This is a genomic window from Synechococcus sp. CC9605 (genome assembly GCF_000012625.1).
Taxonomy (GTDB): Bacteria; Cyanobacteriota; Cyanobacteriia; order PCC-6307; family Cyanobiaceae; genus Parasynechococcus.
This window is the reverse complement of the sequence record NC_007516.1, coordinates 1,444,858-1,461,825: the sequence shown is the minus strand read 5'-3', so window position 1 is coordinate 1,461,825 and position 16,968 is coordinate 1,444,858. Positions and strand designations below refer to the sequence as shown.

At 45.6% G+C, this 16,968-nt stretch carries 16 protein-coding genes; 4 read left to right on the top strand and 12 right to left on the bottom strand.

The features are described from left to right. Nucleotides 1–145: 145 nt before the first annotated feature. The 5 genes from SYNCC9605_RS07940 to SYNCC9605_RS15195 form a co-directional block, all read right to left on the bottom strand. The gene (locus SYNCC9605_RS07940) at nucleotides 146–1,183 is read right to left on the bottom strand and encodes a chlorophyll a/b binding light-harvesting protein (RefSeq protein ID WP_011364551.1); all 1,038 of its coding nucleotides are present in this window, start codon (nucleotides 1,181–1,183) and stop codon (nucleotides 146–148) included. 561 nt (nucleotides 1,184–1,744) lie between these two features. Then, nucleotides 1,745–2,443 (bottom strand): histidine phosphatase family protein, encoded by a 699-nt coding sequence (locus tag SYNCC9605_RS07930; protein ID WP_011364549.1) that lies wholly within the window; start codon nucleotides 2,441–2,443, stop codon nucleotides 1,745–1,747. A 31-nt stretch (nucleotides 2,444–2,474) separates the two neighbouring features. Continuing rightward, nucleotides 2,475–2,603 (bottom strand): hypothetical protein, encoded by a 129-nt coding sequence (locus tag SYNCC9605_RS15480; protein ID WP_257928655.1) that lies wholly within the window; start codon nucleotides 2,601–2,603, stop codon nucleotides 2,475–2,477. 1,247 nt (nucleotides 2,604–3,850) lie between these two features. Next, nucleotides 3,851–4,051 (bottom strand): 50S ribosomal protein L33, encoded by a 201-nt coding sequence (gene rpmG, locus SYNCC9605_RS13945; protein ID WP_011364548.1) that lies wholly within the window; start codon nucleotides 4,049–4,051, stop codon nucleotides 3,851–3,853. 858 nt (nucleotides 4,052–4,909) lie between these two features. Continuing rightward, on the bottom strand, nucleotides 4,910–5,086 hold the full coding sequence (locus tag SYNCC9605_RS15195) for a hypothetical protein (RefSeq protein ID WP_198002441.1): 177 nt from the start codon (nucleotides 5,084–5,086) through the stop codon (nucleotides 4,910–4,912). Between the two features lie 1,562 nt (nucleotides 5,087–6,648). Between SYNCC9605_RS15195 and SYNCC9605_RS07920 the strand changes: the two genes are divergently transcribed. Beyond that, nucleotides 6,649–7,197, top strand: coding sequence for a Crp/Fnr family transcriptional regulator (locus tag SYNCC9605_RS07920; RefSeq protein WP_011364547.1), 549 nt, complete (start codon nucleotides 6,649–6,651; stop codon nucleotides 7,195–7,197). 875 nt (nucleotides 7,198–8,072) lie between these two features. Beyond that, entirely contained in the window at nucleotides 8,073–8,582 is a 510-nt protein-coding gene (fldA, locus tag SYNCC9605_RS07915) for a flavodoxin FldA (protein WP_011364545.1), read from the top strand. A 45-nt stretch (nucleotides 8,583–8,627) separates the two neighbouring features. Here the strand turns inward: fldA and SYNCC9605_RS07910 are convergent, their stop codons facing one another. The 5 genes from SYNCC9605_RS07910 to SYNCC9605_RS13930 form a co-directional block, all read right to left on the bottom strand. Beyond that, entirely contained in the window at nucleotides 8,628–9,578 is a 951-nt protein-coding gene (locus tag SYNCC9605_RS07910; RefSeq protein ID WP_041435661.1) for an NAD(P)/FAD-dependent oxidoreductase, read from the bottom strand. A gap of 5 nt (nucleotides 9,579–9,583) precedes the next feature. Further along, nucleotides 9,584–10,351: an alpha/beta fold hydrolase gene (locus SYNCC9605_RS13940; protein WP_011364543.1), complete on the bottom strand. Its 768-nt coding sequence runs from the start codon at nucleotides 10,349–10,351 to the stop codon at nucleotides 9,584–9,586. Nucleotides 10,352–10,681: 330 nt separating this feature from the next. After that, on the bottom strand, nucleotides 10,682–10,975 hold the full coding sequence (locus SYNCC9605_RS13935; RefSeq protein WP_071813095.1) for a 2Fe-2S iron-sulfur cluster-binding protein: 294 nt from the start codon (nucleotides 10,973–10,975) through the stop codon (nucleotides 10,682–10,684). A gap of 456 nt (nucleotides 10,976–11,431) precedes the next feature. After that, nucleotides 11,432–12,016, bottom strand: coding sequence for a ferritin (locus tag SYNCC9605_RS07900; RefSeq protein WP_011364540.1), 585 nt, complete (start codon nucleotides 12,014–12,016; stop codon nucleotides 11,432–11,434). A gap of 144 nt (nucleotides 12,017–12,160) precedes the next feature. Beyond that, nucleotides 12,161–13,165, bottom strand: coding sequence for an extracellular solute-binding protein (locus SYNCC9605_RS13930; protein ID WP_011364539.1), 1,005 nt, complete (start codon nucleotides 13,163–13,165; stop codon nucleotides 12,161–12,163). A 114-nt stretch (nucleotides 13,166–13,279) separates the two neighbouring features. On the opposite strand from SYNCC9605_RS13930, the gene SYNCC9605_RS13925 reads away from it, so the two are divergent. Further along, a complete protein-coding gene (locus SYNCC9605_RS13925; RefSeq protein ID WP_011364538.1) occupies nucleotides 13,280–13,948 on the top strand; it encodes a Fe2+-dependent dioxygenase in 669 nt (222 codons plus the stop codon). A gap of 77 nt (nucleotides 13,949–14,025) precedes the next feature. After that, entirely contained in the window at nucleotides 14,026–14,250 is a 225-nt protein-coding gene (locus tag SYNCC9605_RS07890; protein ID WP_011364537.1) for a hypothetical protein, read from the top strand. Between the two features lie 95 nt (nucleotides 14,251–14,345). Here SYNCC9605_RS07890 and SYNCC9605_RS07885 read toward each other — a convergent pair whose 3' ends face one another. Beyond that, nucleotides 14,346–15,890 (bottom strand): iron uptake porin, encoded by a 1,545-nt coding sequence (locus tag SYNCC9605_RS07885; protein WP_011364536.1) that lies wholly within the window; start codon nucleotides 15,888–15,890, stop codon nucleotides 14,346–14,348. Nucleotides 15,891–16,278: 388 nt separating this feature from the next. Next, a complete protein-coding gene (locus SYNCC9605_RS14730) occupies nucleotides 16,279–16,854 on the bottom strand; it encodes a helix-turn-helix domain-containing protein (RefSeq protein ID WP_011364535.1) in 576 nt (191 codons plus the stop codon). Between the last annotated feature and the right edge of the window lie 114 nt (nucleotides 16,855–16,968).

Genomic DNA, 16,968 nt, shown 5'->3' with positions numbered 1-16,968 from the left:
CCGCTGCTAAAGGCTTCTTTGTCTGCGCTCCCTTGCCGTTTTTCATGTACTGGGGCTGCTGTAGTGGATATTTGCCTGAATGGCAAAAAATAAAGAAACCCCCCATCTCAATGAGATGAGGGGTGCATCAGCAAAGGCAGATCAATCAGGCACTGACCTTGGAATTTCCCATGTTGTCAAGCGCCTCAGAAACGCGCTTAAAGTTAAAGCCCATGCCGCGCAAGGCATGCCAAAAATGTCCTTGCAGGAAAAAGAATGCAAGGTAAAAGTGCGTATTGGCCAGCCAAGCTCGGGCTGAGTGGGCACCACCCTCAAGAGCAGTTGCGTCGCTGAAATAGGGAGAGAAAGCGAAATTCAATTTCAACGGATCGCCATACAACTCAACGGGGTAAATTGTTGTGTTTTGAGCACACCAAATGGCGGTCACAAATCCCATCAGAGCTACACTGGCAAGCGAGTAAGACAGGATCGATTCGCCGTTGTAGATCAAGACCTTTTTGAAGGGTCCGAAAGGCCTAGAGATGATATGCCAAACACCACCAATCGTGAGAATGAAGGCCAAAACAGCATGGCCACCCACCACGTCTTCAAGACTGCTGATGGAAAGAAAATTAGCCTGATAACTCCACACCATACCGAGGTCAATATTTGGTTCAACCCGTCGAACAGCTCCGATGGCGCTGTCGTAAATTCCATGTCGTTTTGCCCATTCAACGAAGGCAATGGCACCCAGGCCGAGAAAAATCAGGTGATGCCCCAGGATGAACGTGAGCTTTTTGTCATCACTCCATTCAAAATGAAACTTTTGGGCGCGGCCTTCAGCCTCTGAAAGGTCCCTGGGAGCTCGAAGTGTATGCCAGATTCCAGCTGCTCCAAGAACAGCAGACGAAACCAGATGGAATGCTGCGATCGCGATGAGGGGTTGTTGGTCAACGATTACAGAGCTTTCCCCTACGCCGAAGCCAAGGCCGGCGAGATGTGGAATCAAAATCAGCCCTTGTTCTCCCATTGGCAGTGTTCCGTCATAACGGGCCAACTCAAACAAGGTGAATGCACCTGCCCAAAACATGATTAAACCTGCATGGGCAGCGTGGGCTGCAATGAAAGAACCGCTGCGCTTCGCGACTCCTGCATTTCCAGCCCACCAGTCATAAGTGACTGATGAACTTCCGTAAGACTGCATTTTCAGAAAGATGCGGCATAAAAAACATAATGAGTGTTGTCTGTCGAATAAATCTGCTTTTACATAGCTTTGCAGGGGTAAGTCATATTTAACCGGTCAAAGAGTCATTTGATTCGAGTACTTTGTTTTTAATCTAATGATGTGGATCATTTGATCATCTGGATTGAATTCTTTGAGCTGCCCAATGAAATTATTTTGCTTTGACAAGAGAGTTAATCTGGCATCTGATTGCAGCCAATTGATGGCAGGAATTGTATCAAATATACCCGCGCACAGAATGCAGTACTCTCTGTATTGTACTTGGGTCTGCATGATTTGCAGCTTCGTACAAACCATGCTTCAGCCACACATGGTTTATTTATTAAAGATCTATTGAAAAAATCTACCTCCCGGAATTGCCTACGAGAGATAGATCGCTTTGAATTTGCCGAAACCCGTCCAAGGTCGACACGGTAATTATCCTACTCTGCGATGCCTTGAATGTTGGCAACGCATCAATCGAGTGTTAGATCCTAAACATCTATCAAGTCAAATGATCAAGGATCAGAGTGGCTGTCTTGCTCAGAGTGTTGCCCACTCAGACGGCAACACACTATCGATGATCTTGAAGCTTTTTCCCCCATCGGGCTGAAGGATGTATGCGATTCCTTGCGGTTCAGGATAAATTCCTGTCACGGCTTCAAAAGGATCATCATGTCCGATAATGACTTTGTTGGTTCCTGGTAGAGGTGGGCGCGTTAATAAAGGCATGACATTCTTTTTCATCAGTTCAACATTACTTTTGGTGTAATCCTCATAAGGTAAAAAGTTTAAACGGGAATCTTTTTGGGTCCATTCTCCAAATGCAAGGTTTGCTGTTTTCCAGGACCGGCAATACTCACTAACAATAATTTCACCGACTGGGATCTCCTTTGCAGCAAATGCCATGCCAATTTCGTAGGATTCCTTGATGCCCTGAGTGCTCAGCTTTCGCTGTGAACTGCAATCATTAAGGCTCATCAGAGGATCAGCTTGGTCTGCGTAATCCTTCACCGTCGTTGCATGACGAAAATAAATGACATATCCTCCATCCTTGAGTGAAGCCAGCAACACTGATTTCCCAATACTCGGTTCTGAACTCAGACCAATGCTTGGTGTTTTGGTATTTTGGTCCGCTGTGGTTTTAGCATCACCATCATTAGAGGAGACACCCGATTCACTATTGAGTCCGCATGCACTCAAAAGCAATGCAGTGAACAATGGAATAAAAATTTTAGACATGAGATTGTTGGTTGAAGTGCTTACTTTGCTTTCAGTAAAGCCAGGGTTTTGTTGTTCCTTGTTTAGGAGTTGAAGGCGCTGCTTTGGCTGTCACTCCTTCTTTAGATTTGCTCATGCCCATTTGTTTTTCGCCAAATGCTTTGTAGAGAAACAGAACCAAGCTGCTTGTTAGTGCAATTGATGTGATTCAACCTACAGAAATTTCGAATCCTGATAAGGACATGGGAAAACTAAAATAATCTCAAAAATAAACGTTTTATTTATGATCGTGTGGGTCCGTTGACCTTAAAACGCGTTGACGCTCAATGACATTTTCAACTGTGGTTCGATGGGCTTCTGCAATTGCATCAACAAGGCCTATTGGCCATTCCGTTCCGCAGCGCATTTGCGCTTCTAATACCGATGCATCAAGTTTGAAAAACCGGGATGTTTTTTGAGACATTGTGTTGATGGTGAGAAGTAGAAAACATCAACGCCAGTTATCGATGGGCAAAGACAAGACCAATCAATTGTTCTGGTTTGGTTGAAGCGACACTCTGGCTCTTGAACCTGGAGGGAAGAAGAGCCAGATGGCGCCCAATGAGACTGACATGATCAGAATCATTGTTTGAACAGCTCAGGCTGGAGTGAACTGCCCAATCTCATTTTCGTGTTGTGAATAGGACCATGTCGCTCAGATGTCGTAGTACTACGTTTGAAATGATGCACTCCCGTGTAAGTGATGCTAATTAAAAAAAGCCTGAGGTTTGTAATTATATTGAGGGGGATTGATCTGCAAGCATTATGCTACCTTGATTGCCTGATATAAGTGTATTTTTTGAGTATTATTTTTTGTTTATAAATCGGCGCGATTCTAAATATCTTGGTCTTGACTATTTTCTGCTAAAATGATAATAATTGGTGCTAGTCATTCTGCAATTATGTGCAGCCTTGCTCTTTTGTTTTGAGTGTTTGATTCGCGAGCCGCTCCTCTACCAATTGTCTAAAATCACAATAATCTATATCTTCCTTGTTTTTGTCGAGCATGATTTCCTGCGCTTCTCTCATTAAATACTCATAAGTGGCCGTGTCAGTCGTTCTGTTAGCGAGGTCAATGATGTGTGCGAAGGCTTCAATGTTAGTCAAGAATAGATCGCTGCTTTGCGTAAAGTAGCTGCTGCTGAATTAGGCTGTGTCCTAAATTCTACTGATCGATGTTTGTATTGATTGATTAGTGTTGATCAGTGATGACTCAGTGATGTGTTTCATGCGTTGGCCAATATGCGGTTGTCGTTGTTGGTTTTTTGCACAAAATGAATTGCTCAAGGCATGCGCTCGCCCGTGCTTTGGTAAAAACAATGATAGCCAAAGTTTATTTGAGACGAGATTATTTGGTGTGTGCTGTTTTGCAAGCATTATATTTTTCTTCTATTTTATTTCGCGATGAAGAGTCATTCTGTTGAGTTGTGGGCAGAATTTCATCAGTTCGAGCCTTTCAAGATTGTTTCTTCGGTTTTTAGTTGTTGTATAGCGAGAGACTCCAGGACTGCGTTTTTCAGCAGCAGTTGCTGTTCTGCATTCGGTGCATTCGAGTGTGACAATGATGCGAACGCCTTTGCTTTTGGCCATAATAATTCAGTGTATTTCTGGGAGTAAGCAACTGGACTGACTCCCCTGGTTGAGTAGAGGAGCCAGTTGTAACCCCAGCGCGATGACCCGGATCAGCCATCGGATGAAGGTGCCTTGCGAGAACCTTCAAATGCATATTGGCTGGTTTTTCTCAGAGTGCGAGTACAAACTATCTAATCTCATCTGTCAAATGAATCTATAACTGGTTTTCTTCTCCTCTGTGCCTTTGGTCTCTCCCCCTGTCTACTCATTGGGGAGGAGTTAGTGGTGTGACCAGCTTGAATTGGGCCTGAATACAACCCTTCAAGCAGATGTTACGCGTGGCTTTCTTTGACTAGCTTCAATCCATTTCATTTGCACGCCAGATGATCTCAGTGGGCTCGTCAAATTAGCTTTGGCATTTTTGCAATGCAATTACGCTGATCTGACTCCCCGTATTGTCAGAAGGGAGTCAGTGGTGTTATCAGAGCCCAATGGTGATTGCCCCCACCATTGGTTGGAGGTTTCCTGCGACGGAACATCCGTGATTACAATGAATGGGTATATGGATGTTGCTGCTCCAGATGATGCTGATCGGTGAATCAAATGAGCCTTGGGAAGGTTGTAGGGCAAAACGCTGAACCGACTTCTTCCCTTCAAAAGATATGTCAGCCGGTGGCTCTCTGCCTAGGCGTTGTAAAGGCTGTTCTTGCCTTCTCTGTGAGAAAAGAAGTTAGCTGACACTTAGGCCAATGGTGATGCAGGGGCCATTGGATGGAAGTGGGCTTCCAAAGTGAGAATCTCACCTTCTATGGCTTTTGCCTGTTCCTATAAGCAGATGGCAGTGATGAATTAAGTCGCGCCAACGTCCGTAGCTGATCACCTAAATACCGGGCCAGCTGCGTTCTCAGGTTGAGCAGGAGGTGCTGGAGCTTTAATCCTGTTGTCTATTCGCAAAGGTGAAAACAGCAAAAGATTTCCGGCAACCAGACCTGCTGTGATAACAATCGCAGCAACTACTTCAAGCATCTCAGTGGTTTTGTTTTGCGAGGTCAAGTCACCCGTCAAACGCTGAACTGACTCCCCGTCCGCCAAGAAAGGGAGTCAGCTTTTCTGGACAGCGCCCAATGGTCCCTACAAAAAACATTGGATGGAGGTCTTGTGGACTCCTAAGACAGAATCACCGCGTCGGGTGCACACCGCGATACAGATGAGGCGATAGCAGTTGCCAAATGAGTCGTCACAATGTTTTGGGAAGTCAAAACGCTGAACTGACTTCCCGGTTGCGAAAGGGAGAGTCAGTACGGTTTTCAGCGCCCAATGTTCATTGGAGAAACCATTGGATGGAAGTCCCCAGCAACGGAACTCCCAAAGACACGATCGGTGCTGTCGTGGGCTGCGCTTTGTCAGATGAGGCTATTGCAACGACCAAATGAGACGGAGTCCTAGATCACGGTGGTCTTAGCTGCAGCGGATGATGCGCCACAATGCCATTGAGGCTATGGAGACGATACGGACACGGGCTGGAGATGTTGCACACCACCACTCAGATAACGCTGATCCGATTCCCCTCTTAGGATGTAGAAGAGAGTTAGTTGTGTTATCAGCGCCCAATGGTCATTACTTCATTGTAATTAGGCTGTTCTGCGTTCCATTCATACTATCTCCTCGGAAGGTATTGAGCGCCCTTCCAATGGTGCGAAAGCGACGTCCAAAAGATTCGCTGAATGTTTCAACGACTGAAACCGCTGTGCTGACTCCCCCGGTTGAGGAGAGGAGTCAGGCCGTCACTTGCTATGTCAACGCCGGACTGGATTAGCGTAGACACACACAGCGTCCAATGGAAATTGCCCCTCCATTGGATGGAAGATCCATGTGACTGAACTTCCGCAGTCACTTTCACTTCTGCTGGGGGTTCAGTGCAATTCAGATGAGCCAGTGGCAGTGACTAAATGAGGCGCACCAATGTTGTGGCAAGCCATAACTCTGAACCGCCTCCCCTGAAAAAGAGGAGCCAGTGCTTCTTGCCAGTTCCCAACGCTTGCAGTTACCCGTTTCGGCAAGCCAGTGATGGTTATGGGTTGGTTCGTCGATGGGATTGACCAATGTGCTGTTCATACACCTTATAACTCTCGAATAGCCAAGTGGTGGTTCTCCTTCGTGGACCCCAGCAGCATCAGCCGTTCTTTCACTGGCTTGTATCTTTACCGCTCAAATGGTGAGCCTTCTCCCATTGCAGCACAGGGGGGCTGATCACAACAAAAGCTGCGTTCCTTGTGTTTTGACAAGGAAATACAGCGCAAACGCTCAATAAGAACGCCTCAGCGTTGTAAGCGATCCATCGGTCACTCAGTGAGCGAGGTGTACTGGGCCATAACCACATCAAGCCGATGCTTCGAATTCAGGGCGATGCGCAGCTGCTCCGCTCACTTCTTCTGAGTACGGAGGGAGTTGGCCTGCAGCGTATTGAGAAAGAATCTCAATCTGAGGGCCTTATTGAGAATGACTTGCAATATCGACAAGGAGTCTGTACTCTTGCGATTAATTCTCAATCGCGATAGTTCGTGACGACCTCTTCCTACCGGTTCTTGCCGGATGATCCTGCGGCTCCTTTGTCGATGCCAAGGCTTCAGACCGTTCTGCTGGATCCTGCCGGTCGCGATCAGGCCACCGTTCTTGAGGTGTTGGAAGGTGTTTGCCGGGTGTATTGCCCTTGTGAGGAAACCGAGGGAATGACTTTGGCGTTTTTGCAGTCAGGCGACAGGCTTCGCACCGATCGCATGTGCAGTGACGGGGCTTGTGTCGAGGCACTTACGGCCCTGAAGTTTCGTCGTGACTCCGTCTCCGCGGACGAATTCGGAATCGACGCAGTCAATGAGTGGACCTTGCAGCTCCTAAGAGTCCGTCATCTGGGTCAGGCGGAACAGCGGCTTCACGCTCTTCTGGCGCTCTTGGTTAACCGGCTTGGACTTCGTTGCAGCGATGCTTATCAGCTTCCCTTCCGTCTAACTCATGATCGTTTTGGTGAGTTAATCGGTGCTACCCGGGTGACCACAACCCGCCTTCTATCGAAATGGCGTCAAGCCGATATGATCGCCATGTCGTCTGGTGATGTCTCCATGCGCATTGCACCTGACCTCATTAATTCTTCACCACTCCAATTTTGAAGATCGTGAATTCCTTTGGTGTTCTTGGCGATCTCTGCAGAGAGGCTGAATGGATGCGGCGGCGACTTCAATGTGCTAGTCGTTCAATACAGCATTGTCAGCATCCCAAGCTTAAAAATCGGCTCGTTGCGGAAATATCTTTTTACCATGTCAGATGTTTGGCCATAAAAGAATCTATGACTGTGATTAGTCAATCTCTTGATTCTCAATCAATGCAGAAATGTTTGTTAGAAGAATTGCTGTCTCGTTGCCTGTCAGCAGCAAAGCTGTCATATCACCTTTCTTGAACTGGTTTTACGATTTTTTGTCTAGCTTGACGTTTGCCTATTTAATTATATTTTACTTTAATATATTTTGTTTTAAAAGTGTTGCTGCTTTAGCCATTTGGTTGCCTTCTTGATTTTATAAACTTATTGCGCTTGGCTTTAAATATAAATCGAATGAAATTCTCTTGATGGATTTTGTCAGGAAGTCATTCTTTTTTTCTTATTTGCTCTTATTAAGTATAGCTTAAGATCGAATCAAAAGAATCATTTGACTGACCGCCGTTCATAGAATTATTTAAAGTCTGGCATGGTTCTTAGAGTTTGACATGCTTGTTGGATCAGCCATACTCGAAGAATTCATTGACCACATTGAACAGGATGACTTGGTTCGTCTCCGTTGGCTCAAACGTATCCGTGAGACAGGATTTGATCAAGCATTGTCGGAGTATCGTGAGTCTTTGAATCGTCTTAGACAGTCTTAGATAAGAATTTGTCTGGCAGAATGAGGTGGATGAGGTGTCTGGATGTAACTGATTTCACCTCCAGTTGAAACAAGCGTTAATTCGGGAGAGCGATGACTTGCGATTCTTGATTGGTGATTTCTTTTGCATGACTTTCACTATTTTCTTTGCCACATCTACTGGTAAAACTGAGGATGTGGCTGATCGACTCAAGGAGCTTCTTCCTGGAACAGAAGCGAAGGATGTTGACAACATCGATTCAATTGATGAGTTGGTTGCAGCTGAGTCGTTAATTTGTTGTGTTCCAACCTGGAATACAGGCGCTGATGAAGCACGGTCAGGAACAGCCTGGGATGATCTGGTTCAGGAAATTCCTGACAAGGATTTTGCCGGTAAATCAGTCGCAATCGTAGGTCTTGGTGACTCCTCCGGTTATTCGGATTTTTTCTGTGATGCCATGGAGGAACTGTATACGGCTTTTCTTCAATCTGGTGCCAAGTTGATTGGTAAGGTTTCCACAGAAGGGTATACCTATGATGACTCAAAGAGCATTATTGATGGTAAGTTCTGCGGACTTGCAATCGATGAAGACAATGAGTCGGAATTGACAGATCATCGTTTGCAGGCCTGGGTTCAGCAAATAAACGCTGAGGCCTGAACGTAATTTATTACTGAACTGTAGGCGCCCGAGAGGGCGCTTTTTTTATCGATGCACCCAATCCACCCGGACGTCCTTCCGTTTATTCAAATACTTGTCAATTGCCATCGCTGCAATGCATCCGTCAGAGCAAGCAACAACAGCCTGTTTAAAGGGTGTATTGCGGATATCGCCGATTGCCCAGACTCCTTCGAGATTTGTCATCATGTCGCTGTTTACTCGAACTCCACCATTTGGGTTGACCGGTACCTGTTCTTGTAGATAATCGGTGATGGGCAGAGAACCTGTGGAGTAGACGAAAGCACCTTGAACTTGGATCATCTGCTCTTCACGACCACCAGATAATTGAACTTTGACAGCATTTACTCCCTGGTCATCTCCTTGTATGGAGGTGAGCCTAGTTCGCTTCCAGTGCTTCACATTTTTAGAATTGAGAAGGATTTCTACTGCTGGAGAATTTCCGTTTGGTTTATTATTGGTAATCCAATGTACTGTTGATGCAAATTTTGTGAGTACAAGTGCCTCATCAATTGCTTCATGATTTGATCCATAGACAGCTACTTCTTGGTTTTTATAAAAAGCTCCGTCACAAGTTGCACAATAACTAACCCCTTTACCAAGAAATTCGTTCTCACCGGGAAGTGTTGATTCTCTTCCCATTGCACCTGTTGCAAGAACCAATGTTTTGCCTACAAATGTTCCCTCTGGTGTATATACAGTCTTCTCTGAATCAGTCATGTTGATTCCATAAACTTGAGCCTGCTTGTATTCCGCTCCATAGTTAAATGCTTGAACTCTCATTGTTTTTAATAATGCCTCACCTGATGTGTCTCCTTCCACACCCGGATAGTTTGCAATTTTGTGAGTGATAGCAAGTGCACCAACAGCTGGATTTTTGTCCAGGATAATTGTCGATAGATTTGACCTTGCTGTATACAATGCACAAGAACAACCCGCTGGTCCTCCACCAATGATGATGACGTCGAAGGTATTCATTTGATTCATGAGTTGGTTTTACTAATACTCAGATTTTTGCAGCTATTAGGGACTTGGTTCTGATGTTGCTCAGGTACCATCCTGACAAATGATTCTATCAATTTTGCAGTTTTATTCCACTCTGTAAATGGGAAGAAATGGCGTCCGTCAGAAATTTTTTGGTAGCAGTCTCCAGGTTTTAGGCAGTGTCTCCATCTGATTTCACTCTGCTCATCAACAACAAAGTCTTTTTCACCATTAATCACCAGTATTGGAACCTCAGCTTTGTTTAGATTTGTGATTGGTTGGCTATTGACAATAGATCCATACACTAAATCATTATCTAAACATTTTGCTAACAGCCTCGCCATAATATTGACAACTTTTTCAGTTTTTCTATCTACCAATAGTCGGCTTAGATGGCTTAAAATATGAAATCTTGAGCAGGGTAATTGGCTCCGCATACTCTGATAATGACTAGTCCATTGATTTGTCGAGTTAGTATCCACTGATAGCACGGAAACTGATGATATGTTGTTGGGATATTTTTGAGCAAATAAATATGCAATAGTACCGCTTATTCCGTGGCCTATAAGATGAACTGGATTTGAAGAGTTTTCTATCGTGTGTCTCATTAGGCTGTGGACGACTTCAACATCACATGATTCATCAAGATCATGTTCGAATGACCATCTTTTGACTTCAAAGTTTTGACCCAAGCTTTGCGCTGTTCGCTTGAAAAGGCAATACAGTGATGGCTGGAGATCAATCCAAAGTATCTGACTGGTGCTCATTTGATTTTATTTTTCTTATTTTCTGATGCTTTTGATTATGTTTTCTCTCAGAGAAGACGACTGGCTGTATTCTTTATCACATCCAGGCTGATCAAGCTTTCACCTTTGATTCAGAAGAAAGCATGACCTTTCCGTGCCTTACTTGTTCTTTGATCCTTTTAATCAATTTTTTTTCGATTGGATCGGCCTTTGATTCGTAACTCAGCATGTTCTGATAGGTTGTATTGCTTATTTTGTTGAAGCAGGATGCATTTAGATACTGATCCACCAAATTAATTTCCCTTCCTCTTTGCGCTTTCATTTTGAGACGTTTCTTTCTTTTTACTATTTTCACCAAAGCTCTTCTTCGCAGTCAGTCTTTACGATCAAATTTGATGTTGCATAAGCTACGCATAGAAGTGTGTAGTCGTCTTCCATTTGTTCATCATCGAGAAAACTTTGATCAGATTGATCAACTGTTCCTTCGATGATCTTCCCTACACAAGTGCTGCATGCTCCTGCTCTGCATGAATAACTCATATCAATTCCAGCCTGCTCTGCTGCCTCTAGAACGTATTCATCATCAGGACATACGAAGTGTTTGACTCCATCAGGCATTCTTAATTCCACCTTGAATGAGGACATCACTCCAATTAAAATCATACAATAACTTCAATTAGTCTCCTCTGCTCGTATATGTATCTCGCTTGAGCGTCATTGGCTACGTTCTAGATTGATGTTAGCTATACACCAGTCTTGCTTATATGATGTTGGCAGGCAACATTCAATTGTTGTTTAATCGATTCGCGTGCTTTAATTTATATTATCTCTCAAATAAAGGGCTTATGTCATGAATTCATGCTCAACATCAAGAGTTTCGCATTATTTAGGGTCTCCTAATGGTTGGCGTAAAAAACGACTGAAGATTGCAATGGCATTAAGAAGCCAAGGCTGGTCGCATCGGCTTATTTCTGAATACCTGGAAGTATCGCCTAAATCGTTAATGCGGGATATAAAATGTTTCGTAATCGATCCACAAGGGCTAAATATGTGACATCAGAAAGTTGATGTGTGTTAATCAATTTTCTGGCCGTGAGTGAATTAACCCTGAAGAGATGCAGGTTTGTTATTTCCTTGGTCTAGCTCGTTGTCGATGAGCAATAAAGCCGCTGCTTGATTATCTGCAAACTTCACCCGTCCAAGAAGGTGCGCAAATTCGTGTTCTGACTGAGTTTGCATTTCCACCATCGGGTCGAGAAACACCGTGGTACGCGTATCGCTCACTCTTTCTGCCATTGAATACAGCTGTTGCAACGAAGCTGTGACGTCAACCTCCATTTGAAATGCGGTTGCCATTACGTCTGCAGGGGATGCCCAGTTCTGCAAGGGAGCATCGACAACTTGTAGTGCAACGCTTTGCCCTCGAGCAATGATGTATTCCGCGAATTTTGCAGCATGCTCATGCTCGCTGTTGGATTCGTCTCGGAAGAATCGTGAAAATCCCCTCAACTCTCGTTCAGCAAACCAGATTGCTGCAGCGAAATAAGAGGCATGGGCTTGCCTCTCCATGTTGAGGTGGGCTTGGATCGCGCTTAGAAGATCAGAGTCAATCGCTTCTGCAATTGCACGACCTGATGGTCCGCAAGCGATAGATGAAGCGGAGATCGAATTGGTTGTGCTCAGCATTTTTTACTTGTTGATGTTCAAATGATACGCACATGCAAGTCGAATTGCTCGCAAGGTGTGTTATTTGCACCAAGTTAAATGAGAGTCATTATCAAAAGCATCTGAAATCTTGATTTTTTTCAGTCGATTGTTGAGTTCTTTAGTTCAACGCCAGCCAGCATCTGCCATCACTTTGATTGCGGTTTTCTGAGTTGCGCCTAAAGCACTAATAGAAATATTATCTGGGGTAAATTTTCCAAAGTCTTTCAATTCTTTCGATGTACCAAGATTTTTTAGTGGATATTCGAAGGTTGGGCCTGCAATGAGTCGACTTCCTTTTGGTGACGAAATAAACTCAATAAATTGAATTGCTTCTGCTTTGTTTTTTGCGGACTTAGCAACTCCTGCGGCACTGATGTTCACATGGGCTGGATTTGGCATGACTAATTCAATATTGGACGTCACTTTCTGATCGTTTTTACCACTTGCTCCTGCCTGCATTCGTGCAAGATAGTAATGATTAACAAGTCCAACCCCGCATTTACCTTGTCCGACTGCACGAATCAGTGATACATCACCACCAAAGTAAGGCTGGCTTACATTCTTGACCATTCCTTTGACCCAAACAGAAGCAGCATTTTTACCCTTCAATATGATTTGATCTGCCACCAGTGATTGGTTGTAGACGTTTTTTCTTTTACGCAAACAGAGTTTTTCTTTGAGTGCTGGATTTGCAAGATCGGAATAGGTCTTAATCGTCTTTGGATCGACGACATTAGGATTCACGATAATTGCTCTAACGCGCCTCGTGAAACCAAACCATCGATTTGATGGATCACGATAGCGTGAAGGAACATTCGACTGGAGTTCACTCGAGGACACTGGCTGCAGAAGACCTGCTTCTGCAGCGTTGTTAATCCTCGCTGCATCCACCAACAGAATCACATCGGCGTTTGAATTTTCTCCCTCTCGTTTAAGCCGCTCAACCAGTGATATCCCTGTGGCCTCGATTAGTCTTACTTTGATTCCAGTTTCGTCGCTGAATTGTTTGTAAGCGGCACGATCAGTGTTGTAATGCCGGCCTGAGTACACCCTTACTTCCTTTGCTTCCACTGAAGGTAGGGCAGCAAATGATGCCACCAGACCAAGCGCTGCAAAGAACCTACGCATGCTTCAAGACATAGTTTCATCTATGCTAGGACAGTGATTTCAGTTTTCAGCTGTTTTTGACGCTCCGTTTCGTAGCATTTGTCAATTGCTTTTATTCCTGAGATTCTCTGAACGATGGAATTCCTGACGCATTCTCTTTTGCCTCTTCATGAAGTTTGTGCCCTTCAGCAGCGCCTCAGTGCTCCCAACCTTCCCTGGCGAGATGGCCGATTGACTGCAGGGGACCAGGCTGCATTGGTGAAGAAAAACTACCAGCTCGATCCGAATGCTGAGCTTTCACTTGCGATTAGCAATTGCATTTCTACAGCATTAACGAGTGACCCTCTTGTTAAAAGTTTTTCACTTGTTCGTAAGGTCCATAGTTTGTTGGTTTCTAGATCAAGTGCTGGAGAATCTTATGGATGGCATGTTGATAATCCTTTCTCCCGCAATGGTCGTCGGGATTTGTCTTTCACCTGCTTTCTCAGTGATGAAGATTCCTATGAGGGCGGATCCTTAATGATCCAAACTGGTGGTGAGGACACGAAGGAATTTCGCTTGCCACCTGGCCAAGTTGTTCTCTATCCGTCATCCACGCTTCATTGTGTTACACCGGTTTTGAGCGGTGATCGTTATGTATGTGTCGGCTGGATTGAGAGTTATGTCAAGGCAGCTGACGACCGCTCAATGTTATTCAATATCGATGCTGGTGCACGGGGTTTGTTAGCTCGCCATGGACGATCGGATGAACTTGATCTGATCTTTCAAAGCTATACGAACGCTGTCCGACGCTTGTCGAGTTGATTTGTAGCTTTTGATAGCTTCGGCGTGATTATTGTTGTGTAGCTCTTGTTTACAATTAGATTAGTTGAGCTATCCCAATGCCAAAGCCCTCTGCTATCTCAGTTTTCGTCGCTGCCACGTCTCTTCTTGTTGCATCGGCCCCTTTTGTTCACGCACAGAGTGCTGGCGGTCTTAAGGAATGGAATACTGATCAAGATGTGAATGAGGAAAGTGTGTTGGATTCCGATGCTGCTGCTCTAAAGAAAAAGGCAGAGCAAGAAGATATTTGTGTTCCTATTGGAGAGGGCGAGAACTGCTGGTGACACCATTCTGATTTCTTCCAAGGGGGCAAATGCCCCCTTTTTTTATGCCAATAAAAAAGCGCCCCGAGGGGCGCCATTTCTTTTGATCTTTATGATCAGAATTTGAAGGTTGTCTTGACAAGACCGCCAAGCTTGTTGGCGCCATCAATTTGATCCTTACCCTTGGCATCATCAACCCAGAACACTGCGGGAGTGATGGTGATGTTGTCGGTTACAGCGAAGTCGTAGTAAGCCTCGATGGCGAAGTTTTGGTCGCCGCCATCGGGCCGGTCACGAATTTCGGTCGCGTAGCTGGAATAGGAACCGAAGCCCAGTCCCAGTTTGTTGCCCTCCATGAAGGCATCATTCCAGTTCAGGCCAACCATCCAGCCTGTCACGGCCTCTGCATTGCCGTAGTACTCACTATCAGCCCAGCCGAAGTCCAGACCCGCACTGATGGTGGGAATGAAGCCGCTGTCTTCTGGTGACCAGTAGCCGCGCAGGCCGACGGCGTGCAGGGGGTGAGCCAAGTTCTTAGCAGTGGGGGTTGAGTAACCCATTGCTGCTTTAGCGGTCGATGAGCCATCAGGCTGGCGTGCATTCTTCAGGGCATAAAGCGCTGAGAGATACCACTTACGGTTGCCATATCCAACTTGGCTCAGCAGGTAAGCATCGGTGTCTTCACCGAACATCTGCTTTTTAGAGGTGCTTTTTGCACCGTCACCACCGTCGGCAACGTAGTTGACCGCAATGTTGAAGGCTGCATCACCAGGGTCAACATCCTGACGCCACTGCACACCAAAGCCCTGACCGGTGCTAGCACCCAGGACTGCACCGTATCCACCCAGTTTGAAGGCCTTGAGGATCGGCTTGTAACGGGTGGGAGTTTCGATCATGTAGTAGTTCTCGATCAACGGACCAACCGTGACCTTGAACTCATCCCCAATTGGGAAGCTGTACCAAAGCTTGTCCACCTTGAGGGTGTTATCACCGCTCTTAGCGTCGGACAAATAGGAGTCCGATTCAGTCCAGACGTTCTTCATGTTGCCCGAACGAAGTCGGGTGTAGAGGAGATCCTTACCGGTGAAGGAGGTGTCCAGATTCAGGGTGTAGCGGTAAGAGAAGTTGAATCCGTCGCTTTCGCAAGCTCCGGCTACTTCCTCGTTGCACTCATCACGATCGTCGTATTTAACGGCGCCCATAAAGAAGTCTGCTTGACCACGCAGCTTGGTGGTGGTGGAGAACTGGGTTGCTTCCAGTTCGCCGACGCGGGCCTCGAGGCCGTCAACGCGACCCTTGAGGATGGCCAGCTCGGTTTCGAATTCCTTGAGCAGGCGACGCAGCTCGTCGGTCACTTCAGTGATCCGGTCGAGGCAGGCGTTCAGCAGGGCAGCCGCTTCGTAGCGGGTCATCGCCCGGTTGCCACGGAAAGTGCCGTTGGGGTAGCCGGCGACGCAGCCGTAGGTCTCCACCAGGTTGGCCAGAGCCTGATAGGCCCAGTCGGTGGGGTAAACGTCAGAGAATTGGGTGACGCTGGTGACCTGATCAGCGGAAGCCGCGTAATCAGAAACGCCGTTGATGTTCAGCTCGGCGGCATTGGCGCCGGTGGCCAGAAGGCCAAGGGCGGCGGGAGCCACCAGCAGTTGCTGGAAAAGCTTCATTGAATTCCTCACACAGGAAGGCCCGATTTGGGCAAACACATATTGCTGCTCTGCTGTGTCGCCTGCTACTCGATTACTTCAATTAAAAGTAGCTTTCTATACAGCCTTAGGTTTATTTGATACGCGTATTGCCTGTTTCCTCAATGGAAGCAAGCGCTCTTAGGCCTTGGGTATGCCTTGACTCGGATCAGATGACTCGCGATTTTGTGCTTTTTGTCACTCCCCGTGTCTAGATCCATTTCCGCTAGTGACGGTATTGTTGAAGAATACATTTTCTAGGGTCTTGGCCGAGTCTTCCGAAAACCGACTTGCAGTAAATAAGAAAAAGGGTTGCAAGAAATCCAAGTGCTCTAAGTGGAAGGGTGGAACATGTCGTTGTGGGCGTTAGTTAATCCACAGGTAAAATAATCTGTTCCTTTAGTTCATCAATATAAATTTGTTGTGACTTCCTAAGATTGCTAATCGTTCTTGATACGGTTGATCTCGTGGATCCAATTATTTCAGCAATACGTGCATGGGGCAGTGTGTGCTCGAGCAGTAGCCCTTCTGATGTTCTTTTCCCTAGTCTTGTTATCAGTAATCTAAAAAATTTCATCAGTCTGTTTTCTAGATTTGTCTCGTTCCTCACTATATGCAGTTGAATGATCCATTCCATAATTGCATCGCTTGTGTCGGATCCTTTTTTGCCTATTGATTCAACTATGTAAGTTGTGTCTGTTATGGCTTCTATTGTGATTTCTAGGTCTTCTGGATAATGGAATTTGAAAGCATCTGCTCTGCATGCAAAAGCTAAAGTTATGTCTTTTGCATTGTTCGATTGGTTGCCCGCAATCCTTATAACTCCACTCTTTACTGTTATTTCTATATTTTCTCCAGCTTGAGGTCTTTTTAGGCGGACTGTTTCGTACGAATTTAAGGATATGGGCCTCCCTCCCTTTTTTCGATGCTGGTGCTCAGTGTTCATTGAGGTACTGACTTGTGCTTTTTGCTACACCGGGTTGTGCTTAATTTTCCTGATGGAATCTTTTTGCTATTTATGAACGGGTATTCCGAGATTTCGTGCGTATTTAATGTCTCT

What these genes read in the sequence shown, in the direction of transcription:
- SYNCC9605_RS07940 (WP_011364551.1), bottom strand. Translation starts at nt 1,183, where the DNA reads ATGCAGTCTTACGGAAGTTCATCAGTCACTTATGACTGGTGGGCTGGA.
- SYNCC9605_RS07930 (WP_011364549.1), bottom strand. Translation starts at nt 2,443, where the DNA reads ATGTCTAAAATTTTTATTCCATTGTTCACTGCATTGCTTTTGAGTGCA.
- rpmG (WP_011364548.1), bottom strand. Translation starts at nt 4,051, where the DNA reads ATGGCCAAAAGCAAAGGCGTTCGCATCATTGTCACACTCGAATGCACC.
- SYNCC9605_RS07920 (WP_011364547.1), top strand. Translation starts at nt 6,649, where the DNA reads ATGCCAAGGCTTCAGACCGTTCTGCTGGATCCTGCCGGTCGCGATCAG.
- fldA (WP_011364545.1), top strand. Translation starts at nt 8,073, where the DNA reads ATGACTTTCACTATTTTCTTTGCCACATCTACTGGTAAAACTGAGGAT.
- SYNCC9605_RS07910 (WP_041435661.1), bottom strand. Translation starts at nt 9,578, where the DNA reads ATGAATACCTTCGACGTCATCATCATTGGTGGAGGACCAGCGGGTTGT.
- SYNCC9605_RS13940 (WP_011364543.1), bottom strand. Translation starts at nt 10,351, where the DNA reads ATGAGCACCAGTCAGATACTTTGGATTGATCTCCAGCCATCACTGTAT.
- SYNCC9605_RS13935 (WP_071813095.1), bottom strand. Translation starts at nt 10,975, where the DNA reads ATGTCCTCATTCAAGGTGGAATTAAGAATGCCTGATGGAGTCAAACAC.
- SYNCC9605_RS07900 (WP_011364540.1), bottom strand. Translation starts at nt 12,016, where the DNA reads ATGCTGAGCACAACCAATTCGATCTCCGCTTCATCTATCGCTTGCGGA.
- SYNCC9605_RS13930 (WP_011364539.1), bottom strand. Translation starts at nt 13,165, where the DNA reads ATGCGTAGGTTCTTTGCAGCGCTTGGTCTGGTGGCATCATTTGCTGCC.
- SYNCC9605_RS13925 (WP_011364538.1), top strand. Translation starts at nt 13,280, where the DNA reads ATGGAATTCCTGACGCATTCTCTTTTGCCTCTTCATGAAGTTTGTGCC.
- SYNCC9605_RS07890 (WP_011364537.1), top strand. Translation starts at nt 14,026, where the DNA reads ATGCCAAAGCCCTCTGCTATCTCAGTTTTCGTCGCTGCCACGTCTCTT.
- SYNCC9605_RS07885 (WP_011364536.1), bottom strand. Translation starts at nt 15,890, where the DNA reads ATGAAGCTTTTCCAGCAACTGCTGGTGGCTCCCGCCGCCCTTGGCCTT.
- SYNCC9605_RS14730 (WP_011364535.1), bottom strand. Translation starts at nt 16,854, where the DNA reads ATGAACACTGAGCACCAGCATCGAAAAAAGGGAGGGAGGCCCATATCC.